Origin of the sequence: Nonomuraea corallina (assembly GCF_027620315.1) — a bacterium.
In the GTDB taxonomy this organism is placed as follows: Bacteria; Actinomycetota; Actinomycetes; order Streptosporangiales; family Streptosporangiaceae; genus Nonomuraea; species Nonomuraea corallina.
The window spans coordinates 1-15,351 of the sequence record NZ_JAPNNL010000174.1 but is presented as its reverse complement, the minus strand read 5'-3'; the positions used below and the strand labels follow the sequence as shown (position 1 = coordinate 15,351).

The window sequence follows — 15,351 nt, the reverse complement described above, 5'->3', positions numbered from 1 at the left end:
TGCTCGGGGCCTTTCCGCGTTTCTGGAGCGCTTCCGGGGAGAGTTCCAACGGTTGGCGCTCCGGTACTCAGGCCGTTCCGAGGCGTCAGCTGGTTCCGAGGTACTCGTCGCGCAGTTTGCGGCGCTGGAGCTTGCCGGCTTCCGTCCGCGGGAAGTCGTCGCGGAACTCGAACCGGCGAGGGCGCTTGTACGAGGCCAGTCCTTCCGCGCAGTAGGCCTGCAGTTTCTCGGCCAGCGCCTCCCCGGGTGTGACTCCCGGTGAAGGCTGGACGATGGCGAGCACGCTCTGGCCCCAGTCGGGGTCGGGCACGCCGATCACCGCGATGTCCTGGACGGAGGGATGGGTGATCAGGAACTGTTCGATCTCGGCCGGGTAGATGTTCACCCCGCCGGAGATGATCAGGTCCGTCCTGCGGTCGAGCAGGAACAGGTAGCCGTCCTCGTCCAGGTAGCCGAAGTCGCCGACCGTGGACAGGCCGTCGAGCCGGGCGGCGGCGGTCTTGGCCGGGTCGTTGTAGTACTCGAAGGCCTGGCCGGCGTTGCTGAAATAGATCGTTCCAGGTTGTCCGACCGGCACCTCGTCGCCGTTCTCGTCGACGATGCGCAGGGTGGTGCCCGGTTGCGGCCGGCCGACCGTCCCCGGTTTGGCCAGCCATTCCTCGGGCGTGACCTGGGACATCCCGCCTTCGGTGGCCGCGAGGTACTCGTAGAGCTTGGGGCCGACCCACTCCATCATCTGCTTCTTGACCTCGACCGGGCAGGGCGCGGCGGCGTGGATGAGGCTGTCGATGCTGGACAGGTCGTAGCGGCTGCGGACCTCTTCGGGCAGGCGGAGCATCCGGTGGAAGTGGGTGGGCACCATGTGGCTGGTGGTCACCTTGTAGCGCTCGATGTCGCGTAGCACCGCCTCGGCGTCGAACTTGAGGTGGCAGACCACGGTGTGGCCCAGGTGCAGGGCGTTGATCGCGAACGCGCCGGGGGCGGCGTGGTAGAGCGGGGAGCACACGAGGTGCACGCCTTCCCGGCGGAAGCCGAGCGTGGAGAAGTGCCGGGCCGCGAGCGGCGCCTCCTGCTCGGGGGAGAGGCCGGACAGCGGGCGGCGTACGCCCTTGGGGCGGCCGGTGGTGCCGGAGGTGTAGTTCATGATCGCGCCCATGGCGCGGTCGCCGGGCTGGTCCTCGGGCTGGTCGCTCCAGAGTTCGGGGTAGGTCTGCCAGTCCGCGACCTCGCCGCCGATGGCGAACCGGTGTGCCGGCAGGCCGCCGACCTCGCCGTCCAGATGCTCGGCCAGGTCGGCGTGGGCGACGAGCACTTTGGCGGTGCTGTCCTTGACGATGTAGGCGACCTCGGGCGGTGCGAGATGGGTGTTGATCGGCACGATGTAGGCGCCGATCTGGAGGGTGGCCAGGGCGAGTTCGAGGTACTCCCGGCCGTTGCGCACCAGGATGGCGACCATGTCGTGGTTGCCCACGCCCAGTGCCCGCAGGCCGTGGGAGATGCGGTTCACCCGCGCGCCCAGCTCGCCGAAGGTGCTCTGGTCGCCCTCTGGGCCGATGAAGGCGATGCGCTGCGGATCCTGGAGTGCCAGTGCGTAGAAACCGGGACTGTCGGATGTCACGTCGGGGGCGGTAGGCGGCATTCGTTCCTCCAGACCTGTCGCGTAGCGGCAGTCGTCCAAAGACGCACACCAGATTCGGACACTAAATGTCCGAAATTACTCATGGGGGAGGTGTGCGACAATAAGGCCGGGCTAATTATGGACGAAATGTGTCCGCAACACAGAAACTAGGTCGGGGTCCCGTCGGTGTCAAGGGTCGCTCCCGCGCCGCCGGCGGGCCGGTAGCCGATGGAGGAGAGCACGAAGTCGACGACCCGCTCGGCGTAGCGGGGGGCGTCCTCCAGAAGGGCGGGCATCTTGTCGATCGGCGTGGACAGCACGTGGTTGACGACGATGCCGTTGACCGCGTCCAGCACGAGGGCCGGCGAGGTGCCCTGCGGGATCTCGCCCCGGTCGATGGCGAGCAGCACGAACTGCCGGTACATGGTCCGCCACTGCTTCCCCAGGTCTTCCATGGCCTGGCCGAACAGCTCGGGATAGAACTTGGCCTCGATCTGGGCCCGCAGCCCGACCAGGCCGTCGCGGCTCTGCTGGGCCCGCAGCGTCCGGACGCACATCGCCAGGAGGTCCTCCCGCAGCGAGCCGGTGGTCTCGGTCATGACGGGGGTGGTGAGCGAGGCCAGGGCTCCGACGATCAGCTTCTCCCTGCTCTCCCAGCGGCGGTAGAGGGCGGCCTTGCCCACCCGTGCCCGGCGCGCGACGGCGTCCATGGTGAACCCGGCCCAGCCGACCTCCGCGTAGATCTCCAGCGTGGCGTTGAGCACGCGGGGCTCGATGTCGGGGTCCGGTGGTCGTCCTGGTCGCGCCGTGACCGAAGCGGGCTTCATGCGGTCAAGTCTGCCAGGAATCGGGCGGTGCGCCACCGGACGGCAGTATTTACAGACGAACTTTGTCCGGATTATGGTGCTGGAAGGACCTGACGGAAGGAGCCTCCGTGGCACTGAACTTGGACCTGGCTGGCAAGGAGTGGGAGGGCCCGGGACGTCGATGGACGTCGACGGACGCCATCCTCTACGCGCTCGGAGTGGGGGCGGGGGCCGAGGATCCGCTGACCGAGCTGCCGTTCACGACGGAGAACTCACACGACGTCTCCCAGCAGGTGCTGCCCACCTTCGCCGTGATGATCGGCGGCACCGGCGGCTCGATGCCCCCACTCGGCGACTTCGACATCGCCCAGGTGCTGCACGCCGAGCAGTCGATCACCTTGCACGGCGCGCTGCCCCCCGAAGGGTCCACGGTGACCAGGAGCCGCGTGGCCGCCTTCTACGACAAGGGGCCCAACGCCATCGCCGTCCTGGAGTCGACGATCATGGACGCCGCGTCGGGGAAGGTGCTCGCCGAGTCCAGCACCGGCACCTTCATCCGCGGCGAGGGCGGTTTCGGCGGGGATCGCGGGTCCGCCGCGGCCTGGGAACGGCCCGCGCGGGAGCCGGACCACGTCGTCAGCTACCGCACCCGGCCCGACCAGGCGCTGCTCTACCGGCTGAGCGGTGACCGCAACCCCTTGCACTCCGACCCCTGGCTCGCCGAGAAGGCCGGGTTCGACCGGCCGATCCTGCACGGGCTGTGCACGTTCGGCTTCACCGGCCGGGCGCTGCTGCACACCGCGTGCGAGTCCGACCCCGAGGTGTTCGGCACCATGTCGGCCCGCTTCGCCTCCCCGGTGTTCCCCGGGCAGGAGCTGACGGTGGCGCTGTGGGACGAGGGCGACACCTGGCTCTTCCAGACCGCGGTGGCCGGCAAGGTCGTGCTGGACCGCGGCACGTTCACCCGGAGGACGGTGTGATCAAGAACTTCATGCCCAGGCCGACCCCCGAGACGGCCCCGTACTGGGAGGCCGCCAGAAAGGGTGAGCTGCGCGTGCAGCGGTGCGCCTCGTGCGGCAGGCACTACTTCTACCCGCGCCCGTTCTGCCGCTACTGCGCCTCCTCCGACGTCAGCTGGGTGCGGGTGTCCGGCCGGGCGCGGCTCGTCTCGTACGTGATCAACAGGCGGCCCATGCCGGGCTTCGAGGACGTCTCGCCGGTGATCGCCCTGGTGGAGCTCGACGAGGGGCCGCGGCTCATGACCAACGTGGTGGGCGTCGAGCCCGCACCGGAGAACCTGCCCCTGGACCTGCGGCTCCGGGTGACGTTCGAGGAGCGCGGCGGCACCGTGCTGCCGGTTTTCCAGCCCGAGGAGGAAGGCGCGTGACCAGCATGCACGGCGGCCGGATCGCGATCGTCGGCGCGGCCGAGACCGAAGAGATCGGCACGCTGCCGAACACCTCGATGCTCCAGCTGCACGCCGAGGCGGGCCTGAACGCGCTGCGCGACGCCGGGCTCACCCCCGCCGACGTCGACGGCGTGGCGACCGCCGGGCCGCTGGCCCTGGACGTGGCGCACCACCTGGGCATCAACCCGCGCTGGGCGGACGGCACCATGGTCGGCGGCTGCAGCTTCCTGCTGCACGTCCGGCACGCGGCGGCGGCCATCGCGGCCGGCGCGGCCGACGTCGTGCTCATCACCCACGGCGAGTCCGGCCGGTCCCGGGTGGGCGCGCGGCAGTGGGGCGGGCAGAACGAGACGCCCGCCGGGCAGTTCGAGGCGCCGTACGGGGCCATCACCCCGTACGCCACCTTCACCGTCCCCGCCCTGCGCTTCCTGCACGATCGCGGCATGGGCCGGGAGGACCTGGCCCGGGTCGTCGTCGCGCAGCGGGAATGGGCGGTGAAGAACCCGCGGGCGCTGCGGCGCGACATCGTCACGGTGGACGAGGTGCTGCAGGCTCCGGAGATCGCCTACCCGTTCACCCGGGACATGTGCTGTGTGGTCACCGACGGCGGCGGCGCCCTGGTGCTGACCAGTGCGGAGCGCGCCGCCGACCTGCCGCGCGGTGACCGGGCCGTCTACCTGCTGGGGTCCGGCGAGGCCACCGAGGCCGCGATGGTCTCCCAGATGGAGGACCTGGGCTCCTTCCAGGCGTTCCGCCGCTCCAGCGGCGAGGCGTTCCGCACGGCCGGCCTCGGCCACAGGGACGTCGACCATCTGATGATCTACGACGCGTTCGCGCACCTGCCCCTCTACGGGCTGGAGGATCTCGGGTTCGTCGGCAGGGGCGAGTCGGGGGCGTTCGTCGCGGACGGCCACACCGTCCCCGGCGGCAGCCTGCCGACGAACACCAACGGCGGCGGGCTGTCGTACACGCACACCGGCATGTACGGGATGTTCGCCATCCAGGAGGCCGTCAGGCAGTTGCGGGGCGAGGCGGCGGCGCAGGTGCCGGACGTGGAGGTCAGTTTCGTCCAGGGGGTGGGGATCTTCTTCGCGGCATCCGGCAGTCTTATCCTGTCAAACCGCACATCTTGACCGAATGGAGTCCGGCGCCGATGCCTCTTCCTCCCGGAAAGTCGAGCGGCGTCGTCACCGCCGCCCTGGCCTTCAGCGGCATGGTCGTGTCGATGATGTTCACCCTGGTGGTGCCCATCATCCCCGACCTGCCGCGGCTGGTGTCGGCCTCTGCGGAGGACGCGTCCTGGGTGATCACCTCCACGCTGCTGGCGTCGGCGGTGTTCACCCCGGTGAGCGGCCGGCTGGGAGACATGTACGGCAAGCGCCGCATGATGGTGATCAGCCTCGCGTTGATGGTCGTCGGGTCGGCGATCTGCGCCCTCACCAGCGCGCTGCCTCTCGTCGTGCTCGGCCGTACGCTCCAGGGCTGCGCGGTCGGCGTGATCCCGCTCGGCATCAGCATCATGCGCGACCTGCTCCCGCCCAGCCGGATGGGGTCCGCCATGGCGCTGATGAGCGCCACCATGGGCGCCGGCGGCGCGATCGGGCTGCCGCTCGGCGCCGTCGTCGCCCAGTACGCCAACTGGCACGTGCTCTTCCTGGTCTCGGCCGGCATGGGGGTGATGGGCCTGGTCCTGACCCTCGCCCTGGTGCCGGACTCGCCGCTGCGGACGGGAGGGCGGTTCGACTTCGCCGGCGTGGCCGGGCTGTCGGCCGGCCTGATCTGCCTGCTGCTGCCCATCAGCAAGGGCGGCACCTGGGGATGGACGAGCCCGCTGACCCTGGGCCTGTTCGCCGCGGCGGCGGTGATCCTGCCGCTGTGGGGATGGGCGGAGCTGCGGGTCGGCAATCCGCTGGTCGACCTGCGCACGACCACCCGCCGCGAGGTGCTGCTCACGAACCTGGCCTCCATCGCGTTCGGCTTCGCCATGTTCGGCACCCAGCTGGTCTTCCCCCAGGTGCTCCAGGCGCCGGCCGGCTCCGGCTACGGGCTCGGGCTGAGCCTGTTCGACGCCGGGCTGTGCATGGCGGTGGGCGGCGGCATGATGATCGTGCTCTCGCCCGTCTCGGCCCGCGTCACCGGCGCGTACGGGCCCAAGGTGACCCTCATCCTGGGCGCGCTGCTCGCCGTCTCCGGCTACGTCACCGCGCTGCTGCTGATGACGGAGGTGTGGCACGTCGTGCTGGCCGCCACCATCGTCTCGGCCGGGGCCGGTCTCGGCTACGCCGCCATGCCGGCCTCGATCATGAGCGCGGTGCCGACCTCGGAGACGGCGGCGGCCAACGGCTTCAACTCGCTCATGCGCTCCATCGGCACGTCCATGGCCAGCGCGGTGATCGGCGCCGTGCTGGCCGCGCAGACGGTCCGGCTGGGCACGGCCACGCTGCCCTCGCGTGGCGGGCTGGAGATCGCGCTGATCATCTCGGCGGTCGCGGCGACCGCCGGCATGATTCTCTCCGTGTTCCTGCCCAGGCGCCGGGCCGCCTGGCCGGGCGCCGACCGTCAGCTCACGCCGGGGCGCCCTGACACCGGCACGCGGCTCCCGGGGAAGGCTGCGAGCCCGCTCGCCGGCGACGCCGCGCTGGACGTCGCCGGCACCCCCGGCGAACCAGGCCCCCGGCGTACGGAGTAGCGCCGAGGACGGCTGAGCGGCCCGTCCGGTTTCCGGGGCCGGTCTCCCAGGGTCTGGTCTCCCGTGGGGGTTTCCGCGACCGCTTTCCGGCTGGGCGGTTGGTCAGCGGGGGAGGACGAGCAGGGCGTCGCCGACGGCGCGTTCGCGGCCGTCGGACGGCTGGTTGACGACCTTGTTCTTCACCACCATGGCCGTCGACCCGCCGCCGTCCAGGTTGATCGCCTGGGTGGCGCCGAGCCAGCGCATGAACTGGGCGGCCTCGATGAAGTTCGCCCCCACGGTGACGCCCGGCCGGCGGCCGTCGATCGTGGCCAGGATCAGGCTCCCGTCGCGGGTGGTGCCGGCGAGGGTGCGCGGGTGGCGGCGCAGGATCATGTTGAGCGAGTCGTGGCCGTCGCGCCTGGCGGTGATCTGGGTGCGGCCGTTGCGGACCAGCCCCACGCCGCCCGCCACGACGTGCAGGTCAGGGGTGAGCTGGAGGTTCCGGCCCTTGCGCAGGTCGCGCACCTTGGTGTCGATCTTGACGGTCCAGCCCTGCCAGAGGTGCTCGTTCAGCCACATGGCGGCCTCGCCCGCGCCGTGGAGCACCCGCTTGCCCTTCGGCACGGCCGCGCCGGGCGCGCGGACCGCCTCGACCCGGCCGTTGGCGTCGATGACCACGTCGGCGCCGTCGGCCGCGGGGGTCTTGGCGCCGTACTCCTCGGTGTAGAGGACGAGCTCGCCGGGCACGGCCGCGCGGTTGACGCCGGCGATCGGGTGCTTGGCGCCGTCCTGCGAGATCGCCGTGATCGTGGTCCGCAACTCGGTGATCCTGGCGGTACGGCCGCGCAGCACGATCGCCGAGCGGCCGGGGACCGCCTCGCTGAGCAGCCTGCCCGCGACGACCGAGGCGCCGACCGGCTCGCCGCGCAGCTCCTTGGCGGTGTGGATGTTGAAGAAGCCGCCGTTGACGGCCGCGATCGCGCCGTCCCGCCTGGCCATCGAGGAGAGCGTCTCACGCTTGGCCACGCTGGTGCCGAGCGAGGCCCCGTACGAGCCGCGGAAGGCGCGGGCGTCGATGGTGAGCACCTGGGCGTGCCAGGGACCGGTGGTCTTGAGACCGTCGTCGCCGAGGTAGTCGACCTTGATCTTCAGGCCGGCCTTCTTGAGCCGCTTGGCCGTCGCGTCGGCCTTGGCCCGCTGCTTGAAGGACCACAGGCCCACCCGGACCATGAACAGCTCCTGCTCGGCGGCGTCGGCGACCTGGGGGCGCACCAGCCGCTGCATGCTGGCGACCTCACCGGTCGCCTCGACCGCGGCCAGCGTGGCCTCGGCGGCCTCGCGGGTTCCGGCGTCGCGGCCGTTCGGCATGAGCACGGTGACGGTGTAGCCGTCGGTGGACGAGCCGGCCCGCACGTCGTACAGGTCGATGCCCGAGGCCACGCTCGTCATGGTCTTGGTGGTGACGGACCGGGTGCCGAGCGGGAACTTGGATGACGGGAACTTCACCGCCGCCTGCTCGGCTGCGGCGCCGGGCACGGCGAGGCCCGTGATCGTCGTGGCCATGGCCAGGCCGGCGACGAGGGTGCGTCGAGACATGCGAACTCCATGAGGGCGGAACGGGACCGCCCCATCCTGACTGATCAAGGTGCTTCGGTCAGGAGAACGCGCCAAACGCCTGCAGAGGTTACGAGATTGACATACGCCCCGACTGGTGAGTCGACCCTCGCCTAGAATGGACGGGTGAAGCGCATCGGCATGTGGTGGTGGCCGCGAGACGGCCGCTGACCTCGCATGCGACAGGGCCGTCCTCAGGGCGGCCCCGGGCGCGGGGATCCCTCCGGACGGCATCGACCGATTCTCCCGAGGAGAGACCATGGCACACACCGTGCTCACCGGAGACCGCCCCACCGGGCCGCTCCATATCGGCCACTACTTCGGCTCCCTGGCCAACCGCGTCCGGCTGCAGGACCGGTACCCGACCTATGTGCTGGTCGCCGACTACCAGGTGATCACCGACCGGGACCTGCCGGGCGAGATCCAGCGCAACATCACCGAACTGCTGCTGGACTACCTCGCCGTGGGGCTCGACCCGGCCAAGGTCACGATCTTCCAGCACAGCGCCGTGCCCGAGCTCAACCAGTTGTTGCTGCCGTTCCTGAGCCTGGTGACGGTGTCGGAGCTGAGCCGCAACCCCACGGTCAAGGACGAGATCGCGCACAGCAGCCAGAAGGCGGTCAGCGGGCTGATGTTCACCTATCCGGTGCACCAGGCGGCCGACATCCTGTTCTGCAAGGGCACGCTGGTGCCGGTGGGCAAGGATCAGCTGCCGCACCTGGAGGTCACCCGGACGATCGCGCGGCGCTTCAACGAGCGCTACGGCCGCGTCTTCCCCGTCCCCGAGGCCATGCTCGGCGACCGGCCGCTGCTCCAGGGCCTGGACGGCGGCAAGATGAGCAAGAGCCGGGGCAACGCGATCGCGCTGTCGGCCACCGAGGACGAGACGGCGGCGCTCATCCGCAAGGCGCGCACCGACTCCGAGCGCCTGATCACCTACGACGAGGAGAACCGCCCGCAGGTGGCCAACCTGCTGATGATCGCCTCCCTCTGTCTCGGCCGTCCGCCCGCGGAGCTCGCCGACGAGATCGGCTACGGGGGAGCCTCCGCGCTGAAGCGGCTGACCACGGACGCGGTCAACGACTTCCTGCGGCCGATCAGGAAGCGCAGGAAGGAGCACGACGAGGCCGAGGCGCGGGAGATCCTGGCGGAGGGCAACCGGCGGGCCCGCGAACGGGCCGTGGTCACCCTCGACGAGGTGCGCGCGGCGATGGGTTTCTAGCGCGGGTGGTAGCTGAGCGCCCTGAAGGGCCAGTGCGCGGACAGCCAGGCTGTCACGGCTTCGTACAGGGGCACGTCCAGGTCGGCCCGGTCGGCCCGGACCCAGGAGGACACCTCGGCGTCGTGGGCGTCGCCCGTGGAGGGGTAGATGTAGACGCATCCGATCACGTCGCCGTCCCTGTCCAGGACGGTGTAGGTGAAGCCGCGGCGCCGGGCGAAGTCGTCCGCGTGGCGCCGCAGGTCGGCGAGGTTGGCCTCCAGGGACATGCCGTCCACGGGAGGCCACTTCCCGTCCGGGAAGCCCGGCGTCGCGCGGATGTGCTCGATGCTGCTGGTCCAGGCGGCGTGGTCGGCGGCGTTGTGCTGGGGACCCAGGGGTTCCAGACGGAACCGCGGGGTGGCCGGGGGCGCGGGGACGACGAAGTCGTCGGGGACGAAGGCGCGGTCGCTCATAGGGCCGAGGCTATGAGGCCGAGCTCCTGGGGCGCATCCGGATTGATCGCGGGCTAGCGCTGGTGCTCGCGCCGGAACGACTCCAGCGCCAGCAGCGCGACGTGCAGCGACAGGCAGGACTCGACGTCGTCGAGGTCGGTCTCCAGGATGCGCTCCAGGCGGCGCAGCCGGTCGTAGAAGGCGGGCCTCGACAGATGGGCCTTCTGCGCCGCCACCGCCTTGTTGCGGCCCGCGTCGAGGTAGATGCGCAGGATGCGGGCCAGGTCGCCGCCCCGCTGGGCGTCGTGCGCGAGCAGCCCGCCCAGCTCGCGCTCGGCGAAGGTCTGCAGTCTGGCGTCGTCGCGCAGCAGGTGGAGCAGCCCGCGCAGGCGCAGGTCGGGCAGCCGGTAGAAGGGCCGGCCGTCCGGCTGGCGGACCGCCACGTCGGCGACCTGCTCCGCCTCCAGGAAGCTGCGCCGTACGTCGCGGATGGACTCCACCACCGAGCCGGCGGCGAGCACGAAGGCCGTCCCGTGCTTCCACAGCTCGCGCAGGCGCTCGGAGAGCGCCGTGAGGGCGGGCTCGGCGTGCGCGCGCGGCGGGAGCGGCAGCAGGACGCCCACCCGGTCCTGGTCGAGCGCGCCCACCAGGGCCGGCAGCCGGGCGTCGCGGCAGGCCGCGGCGGCGGACTCGGCCAGTTCGCCCAGCTCGGCCGGCCCGTCGAGCGCCTGGTCGGTCACGTCGGTCGGCCGGATCACCACGCTGACCAGCTTGCGGCCGGTGAGGGGCACGCCGACCGCGCGGGCGCGGGCCGCGGCCTCCTCGGGGTCGGAGTAGGCGTGGGTGAGGATGCCGGTGATGATCGTGCCGTGCGCCTGGCGCTCCAGCGACTCCTGGTGGCGCTCCAGCAGCCGCCCCAGGGCGAGCGTGGTGGCGGCGCGCTCGGCCAGGACCAGGTCGCGCGGTGACGGCCTGCGGTCGCACAGCAGGATCAGCCGCCCCCAGTCCTGCCCCCGCGCGCCGACGGTGGTGACCAGCCAGCCGGACGCGGAGTCGTACGCGGTGCGCTCGGCGGGGGAGACGGCGCGGGACCTGCTCTCCCAGCCGGCCAGCAGCGAGCCGGTGTCGCGCCCGGCCGACTCGCAGGCCAGCACCTGGTGGGCGAGGTTCTCCAGCAGGACCGGGCGGCCCGACAGCCTGGCCACCTGGGCCAGCACCTCGGCGGGGGAGGCGCCCTCGACCGACAGCTCGGTGAACACCTCGTGGAGCTGCTCGGAGGCGCGCAGCTCCTCCAGCTGGATGTCGATGATGCGGGCGTGGACGGCCTCGGTGATCTGCACGAACGGGGTCTCGCGGGTGAGCACGATGACCGGCAGGCCGTGCTCCTCGGCGGACTTGACCACGGCGGCGGGCAGCTCGCGGACGAACCTGCGGCCCAGCTCGACGACCAGGCCGGAGGCCCCGACCGAGGACAGCGCGGCGATGTAGTCGGCCAGCTCGCCGGGGTCGTCGGGGAGCGCCACGCCGGTGGTGAGCACCAGCTCGCCGCCGCGCAGCAGCTGGGCGATGTCGGCGATCTCGCCGACGTGCACCCAGCGCACCTTGGTGTCGAGCCGGTCGGCGCCCGCCACCACGCGCGGGCTGCCGCGACGGACCGTCTCCAGGTCGAGGATGTCGGCGATGGTGGGCAGCACGCCGCCGAGCTTATCCGATCAGCATGTAAGTCAGGACCGGCTTCTCTTGACAGACTGGCAGGTGATCAGGAGAAGAGATCCTCTTCGCGGAACTCCCGCTCCGGGCTCTGTTCGCGCAGCTCCACGCGCCGGATCTTGCCCGAGATCGTCTTGGGCAGCTCGGCGAACTCCAGCCGGCGCACCCGCTTGAACGGGGCCAGTTCGCGGCGGCAGTGCTCGAAGATCGACCGGGCGGTCGCGTCGTCGGGCTCGGCGTCAGGCGCGAGCGTCACGTACGCCTTGGGCACGGCCAGCCGCACGGGGTCGGGCGCGGGCACCACCGCCGCCTCCGCCACGGCCGGGTGCTCCAGCAGCACGCTCTCCAGCTCGAACGGGGAGATGCGGTAGTCGGAGGCCTTGAACACGTCGTCGGTCCTGCCGACGTAGGTGATGTAGCCGTCGGCGTCGCGGGAGGCCATGTCGCCCGTGTGGTAGTACCCGTCACGCATCGCTTCACCAGATCCGGCGACATATCCGGACATGAGGCCGAGGGGGCGGTCCGCCAGCGGGATGCAGATCTCCCCGTCGTCCCCCGGCTCCCCGCTCTCCGGATCGAGCAGCGCGATCTCGTACCCCGGCAGCGGCCGTCCCATCGAGCCCGGCTTGACCGGCTCGCCGGGCACGTTGCCGATCTGCGCGGTCGTCTCCGTCTGCCCGTAGCCGTCCCTGATCGTCAGGCCCCACGCCTTGGCCACCTGGTCGATGATCTCCGGGTTGAGCGGCTCACCCGCGGCCACGGCTTCGCGCAGCGGCACCCGCCAGGCCGTCAGGTCCTCCTGGATGAGCATCCGCCAGACGGTCGGCGGCGCGCAGAAGGTGTCGACGCCCTCGTCGCGCAGCACCCGCAGCAGCTCCGGGGCGGAGAAGCGCTGGTAGTCGTGGACGAGCACGGTCGCCCCCGCGTTCCACGGCGCGAACACGTTGCTCCAGGCGTGCTTGGCCCAGCCGGGGGAGGACACGTTGAGGTGCACGTCGCCGGGCCGGACGCCGATCCAGTACATGGTCGACAGGTGGCCCGCGGGATAGGAGGCGTGGGTGTGCTCGACCAGCTTGGGCTGCGAGGTCGTGCCGGAGGTGAAGTAGAGCAGCAGCGTGTCGCCCGCGTGTGTGGGCCCGTCGGGCGTGAACCGCTCGGACGCCTGGGTGGACTCGTGGTAGGGCAGCCAGCCGTACGCGTCGCCGATCGCGATCCTGGTGTACGGGCCGCCGCTGAACTTGCCCGCGTCCTCGGCGTTGGCGATCACGTGGGACACCCCGCCGCGCTCGACCCGCTCGGCCACGTCCTTGCGGGTCAGCAGCGTGGTGGCCGGGATGACGACCGCGCCCAGCTTCATCGCGGCCAGCAGCGACTCCCACAGCTCGGGCTGGTTGCCGAGCATGAGCAGGATCCGGTCGCCGCGCCGCACGCCCTGCTCGTGCAGCCAGTTGGCCACCCGGCTGGAGCGCGCGGACAGCTCGGCGAAGGTGTACGAGACCCTGCCGGTGATCTTGAGGGCGATCCGGTCGGGGGTCTCGGCGGCCAGCACGGCGTCGAACCAGTCGAGCGCCCAGTTGAACTCGCCCAGCTCCGGCCACCGGAACTCCCGGCGAGCGGTGGCGTGGTCGGCCTGGAGCAGGAAGTCGCGCGCGGCTCGGAAATCGCTCATGCTCCGGATCCTGCTACGTCGTCAGCCTCGCCTCAAGGCCATCGAGCACCGCCGCGAGCCCGAAGGCGAACATCATCTCGCGCACCTCGGTCGTGTCGGCCGGTTTGCTCTCGCGCAGGCGTTCCAGCAGGTCGGGGTGGCCGGCTGAGGCCCGCTCGACCGCCGCGCGCATGCTCTCCTCGTCGAGGGGGTCCTCGGCCATCGCCTCGTTGTAGGCCACCTCGGGGATCGTGGTGCCCAATACGAAGGCGGTGAGCGTGGAGGCCGCGTAGTCGATCTCCAGCCCGCGGAAACCGGCGCCCTTGAAGGCCCGGCTGAGCCGGCCGGCGACCTCCAGCGCGTTGGGCCCGAGGGCGGGCGTGCGCCCGATGAGCCCGGCCGACCAGGGATGGCGCAGGATGACCTCGCGCATGCTGAGGGCGAAGGCCCGCGCCGTCTGGCGCCACCACTTCGTCTCCTCGGGCGGCGGGACCGTCATCTCGCCCCAGATCTCGTCGTAGACCAGCTCCAGCAGTTCGTGCTTGTTGGCCACGTACCAGTAGAGGCTGGTCGCGCCCGCGTCGAGCTTCGCGCCGAGCTTGCGCATGCTCAGCCCGTCGAGCCCTTCGGCGTCGAGCAGCTCCATCGCGGCGCGCACGATCTCCTCGCGGCTGCGGCCCGGGGTCCTGGCCGGCCGGGGCTCGCGCATCCACACGGAGGAGAACTGCTTGCCGGTCATGTCTCTAGCTTAAAACCCCTCGCACACTGTACGAGTTGTCTCGTACAGTGTGCGAGTGGAATCGAACGCTGTACGAGACCCCCGGCGCTGGTGGGTGCTCGTCGTCCTCTGCCTCTCGCTGATGGTGCTGTCGGTGGACGGCACCATCCTCAACCTGGCCATCCCCTCGCTGATCGAGGAACTCGGGGCCACCCCCTCCGACGTCCAGTGGATCCTGGACGTCTACGTGCTGGCCTTCGCCGGGCTGCTGCTGACGGCGGGGAGCCTGTCGGACCGGTTCGGCCGACGCCGGTTCCTGATCATCGGCCTGGCCCTGTTCGGCGGGGCGTCGGTGGCCGCCGTCCTCGCCGCCGAGCCGTGGCAGCTCATCGCCGCCCGCGCGCTCATGGGCGTCGGCGGGGCCATCCTGATGCCGTCGACGCTCTCCATCCTGATGGCCGTCTTCGACGCCGAGGAGCGGCGCACCGCCATGGCCGTCTGGGGCGGGGTCGCCATGGTCAGCGTGATCATCGGCCCCACGCTCGGCGGCTTCCTGTTGCAGAGCTACTGGTGGGGCTCGGTCTTCCTGATGAACATCCCGATCGCGGCGCTGGCCATCGTGGCCGCCCTGGTCCTGATGCCCGAGACGCGCGGACCGGCCCGCAGGCTCGACCCGGTCGGCGTGGCGCTGTCGAGCACCGGACTGACGGCCGCGGTCTACGTCATCATCGAGCGCGAGCTCGACTGGGCCGTCATCGCGGTCTCGGTGGCCGCGCTGGCCGCCTTCGTGCTCTGGGAACGGCGGCGTGCGGAGCCGATGCTGCCGCTGTTCCTGTTCCGCGACCGCAACTTCAGCGGCGCGTCGATGTCCATCCTGCTGATGGCCTTCGGGGCCGGCGCCGTGATGTTCATGCTCACCCAGTACCTGCAGTTCGTGCTCGGGTACGAGGAGGTGGTCGCCGGGCTGGCCATGCTGCCGTACGCCGTGGCGGCGGCCGTCTTCAACGGGGTCGGCGCCGGGCTCGGCAAGAAGGTCGGCAACCGGGCCCTGGTGAGCGGCGGGCTGCTGGTCATGGCCGGAGGATTCGCCGTCATGGCGACCACCACCGGCTACCCGTCCCTGCTCGTCGCCCTGGTCGTCATGGGCGTGGGCGGCGGGCTGGCCGGACCGTCGGCGTACACCTCGCTGATGAACGCCATCCCGCTGGACCGGGCCGGCGTCGGCGCCGCCATGAACGACACCGTGCAGCAGGTCGGCCTGGCGCTGAGCATCGCCGTGCTGGGCAGCGTGCTGGCCGGGGTCTACACCGGGCAGATGCCCGCCTCGGCGCCGGAGGCGGCCAGGGAGTCCGTCGGGGTGGCGATCCAGTCGTCCGCCCTGGCGGACCAGGCGGGAGCCGCCTTCACCACGGCCATGCACGTCGGGTCGTGGGTCGGGGCCGCGTTCTGTGTCGCGGCGGCGGTGGTGGCCGCCGCCCTGCTGCGCCCCCAGGCGCCCGCCGCGG

At 71.3% G+C, this 15,351-nt stretch carries 13 protein-coding genes; 6 read left to right on the top strand and 7 right to left on the bottom strand.

Annotated elements, in window-relative coordinates:
* Positions 1-85: 85 nt before the first annotated feature.
* Positions 86-1,618, bottom strand: a complete 1,533-nt coding sequence (locus tag OUY22_RS30320) for an acyl-CoA synthetase (protein WP_333486816.1) — start codon at positions 1,616-1,618, stop codon at positions 86-88.
* 167 nt (positions 1,619-1,785) lie between these two features.
* Positions 1,786-2,445 carry a TetR/AcrR family transcriptional regulator gene (locus tag OUY22_RS30315; protein WP_270158627.1) on the bottom strand — a complete coding sequence of 220 codons (660 nt, stop codon included), beginning with the start codon at positions 2,443-2,445 and terminating at the stop codon, positions 1,786-1,788.
* Between the two features lie 107 nt (positions 2,446-2,552).
* Here OUY22_RS30315 and OUY22_RS30310 point away from each other — a divergent pair, with 107 nt between their 5' ends.
* The 4 genes from OUY22_RS30310 to OUY22_RS30295 are packed head-to-tail and all read left to right on the top strand — an operon-like array spanning position 2,553 to position 6,521.
* The gene (locus OUY22_RS30310; RefSeq protein WP_270158626.1) at positions 2,553-3,404 is read left to right on the top strand and encodes a MaoC/PaaZ C-terminal domain-containing protein; all 852 of its coding nucleotides are present in this window, start codon (positions 2,553-2,555) and stop codon (positions 3,402-3,404) included.
* Entirely contained in the window at positions 3,401-3,811 is a 411-nt protein-coding gene (locus OUY22_RS30305) for a Zn-ribbon domain-containing OB-fold protein (protein ID WP_270158625.1), read from the top strand. Before OUY22_RS30310 ends, OUY22_RS30305 begins: the two co-directional genes overlap by 4 nt.
* Before the next feature lie 5 nt (positions 3,812-3,816).
* The gene (locus tag OUY22_RS30300; protein WP_270158629.1) at positions 3,817-4,965 is read left to right on the top strand and encodes a thiolase C-terminal domain-containing protein; all 1,149 of its coding nucleotides are present in this window, start codon (positions 3,817-3,819) and stop codon (positions 4,963-4,965) included.
* A gap of 20 nt (positions 4,966-4,985) precedes the next feature.
* Positions 4,986-6,521 (top strand): MFS transporter, encoded by a 1,536-nt coding sequence (locus tag OUY22_RS30295; protein WP_270158624.1) that lies wholly within the window; start codon positions 4,986-4,988, stop codon positions 6,519-6,521.
* Between the two features lie 102 nt (positions 6,522-6,623).
* On the opposite strand, the gene OUY22_RS30290 is transcribed toward OUY22_RS30295, so the two are convergent.
* On the bottom strand, positions 6,624-8,099 hold the full coding sequence (locus OUY22_RS30290) for a phosphodiester glycosidase family protein (RefSeq protein ID WP_270158623.1): 1,476 nt from the start codon (positions 8,097-8,099) through the stop codon (positions 6,624-6,626).
* A gap of 277 nt (positions 8,100-8,376) precedes the next feature.
* On the opposite strand from OUY22_RS30290, the gene trpS reads away from it, so the two are divergent.
* Positions 8,377-9,339, top strand: coding sequence for a tryptophan--tRNA ligase (gene trpS, locus OUY22_RS30285; RefSeq protein ID WP_270158622.1), 963 nt, complete (start codon positions 8,377-8,379; stop codon positions 9,337-9,339).
* On the opposite strand, the gene OUY22_RS30280 is transcribed toward trpS, so the two are convergent.
* The 4 genes from OUY22_RS30280 to OUY22_RS30265 form a co-directional block, all read right to left on the bottom strand.
* Positions 9,336-9,791, bottom strand: coding sequence for a GNAT family N-acetyltransferase (locus OUY22_RS30280; protein WP_270158621.1), 456 nt, complete (start codon positions 9,789-9,791; stop codon positions 9,336-9,338). The two genes, trpS and OUY22_RS30280, sit on opposite strands and share 4 nt — an antisense overlap.
* A gap of 53 nt (positions 9,792-9,844) precedes the next feature.
* Complete coding sequence (locus OUY22_RS30275; protein WP_270158620.1) at positions 9,845-11,464, bottom strand: PucR family transcriptional regulator; 1,620 nt, start codon at positions 11,462-11,464, stop codon at positions 9,845-9,847.
* Positions 11,465-11,529: 65 nt separating this feature from the next.
* Positions 11,530-13,149, bottom strand: a complete 1,620-nt coding sequence (locus OUY22_RS30270; protein ID WP_270158619.1) for an AMP-binding protein — start codon at positions 13,147-13,149, stop codon at positions 11,530-11,532.
* Between the two features lie 13 nt (positions 13,150-13,162).
* Entirely contained in the window at positions 13,163-13,867 is a 705-nt protein-coding gene (locus tag OUY22_RS30265) for a TetR/AcrR family transcriptional regulator C-terminal domain-containing protein (RefSeq protein WP_270158618.1), read from the bottom strand.
* 55 nt (positions 13,868-13,922) lie between these two features.
* Here OUY22_RS30265 and OUY22_RS30260 point away from each other — a divergent pair.
* On the top strand, positions 13,923-15,351 hold a 1,429-nt coding region (locus tag OUY22_RS30260), incomplete at its 3' end, for an MFS transporter (protein WP_270158617.1).

Excerpts from the sequence above, each read along its gene's own strand:
- OUY22_RS30265 (WP_270158618.1), bottom strand. The coding sequence starts at position 13,867 with ATGACCGGCAAGCAGTTCTCCTCCGTGTGGATGCGCGAGCCCCGGCCG.
- OUY22_RS30270 (WP_270158619.1), bottom strand. The coding sequence starts at position 13,149 with ATGAGCGATTTCCGAGCCGCGCGCGACTTCCTGCTCCAGGCCGACCAC.
- OUY22_RS30295 (WP_270158624.1), top strand. The coding sequence starts at position 4,986 with ATGCCTCTTCCTCCCGGAAAGTCGAGCGGCGTCGTCACCGCCGCCCTG.
- trpS (WP_270158622.1), top strand. The coding sequence starts at position 8,377 with ATGGCACACACCGTGCTCACCGGAGACCGCCCCACCGGGCCGCTCCAT.
- OUY22_RS30315 (WP_270158627.1), bottom strand. The coding sequence starts at position 2,445 with ATGAAGCCCGCTTCGGTCACGGCGCGACCAGGACGACCACCGGACCCC.
- OUY22_RS30300 (WP_270158629.1), top strand. The coding sequence starts at position 3,817 with ATGCACGGCGGCCGGATCGCGATCGTCGGCGCGGCCGAGACCGAAGAG.
- OUY22_RS30290 (WP_270158623.1), bottom strand. The coding sequence starts at position 8,099 with ATGTCTCGACGCACCCTCGTCGCCGGCCTGGCCATGGCCACGACGATC.
- OUY22_RS30280 (WP_270158621.1), bottom strand. The coding sequence starts at position 9,791 with ATGAGCGACCGCGCCTTCGTCCCCGACGACTTCGTCGTCCCCGCGCCC.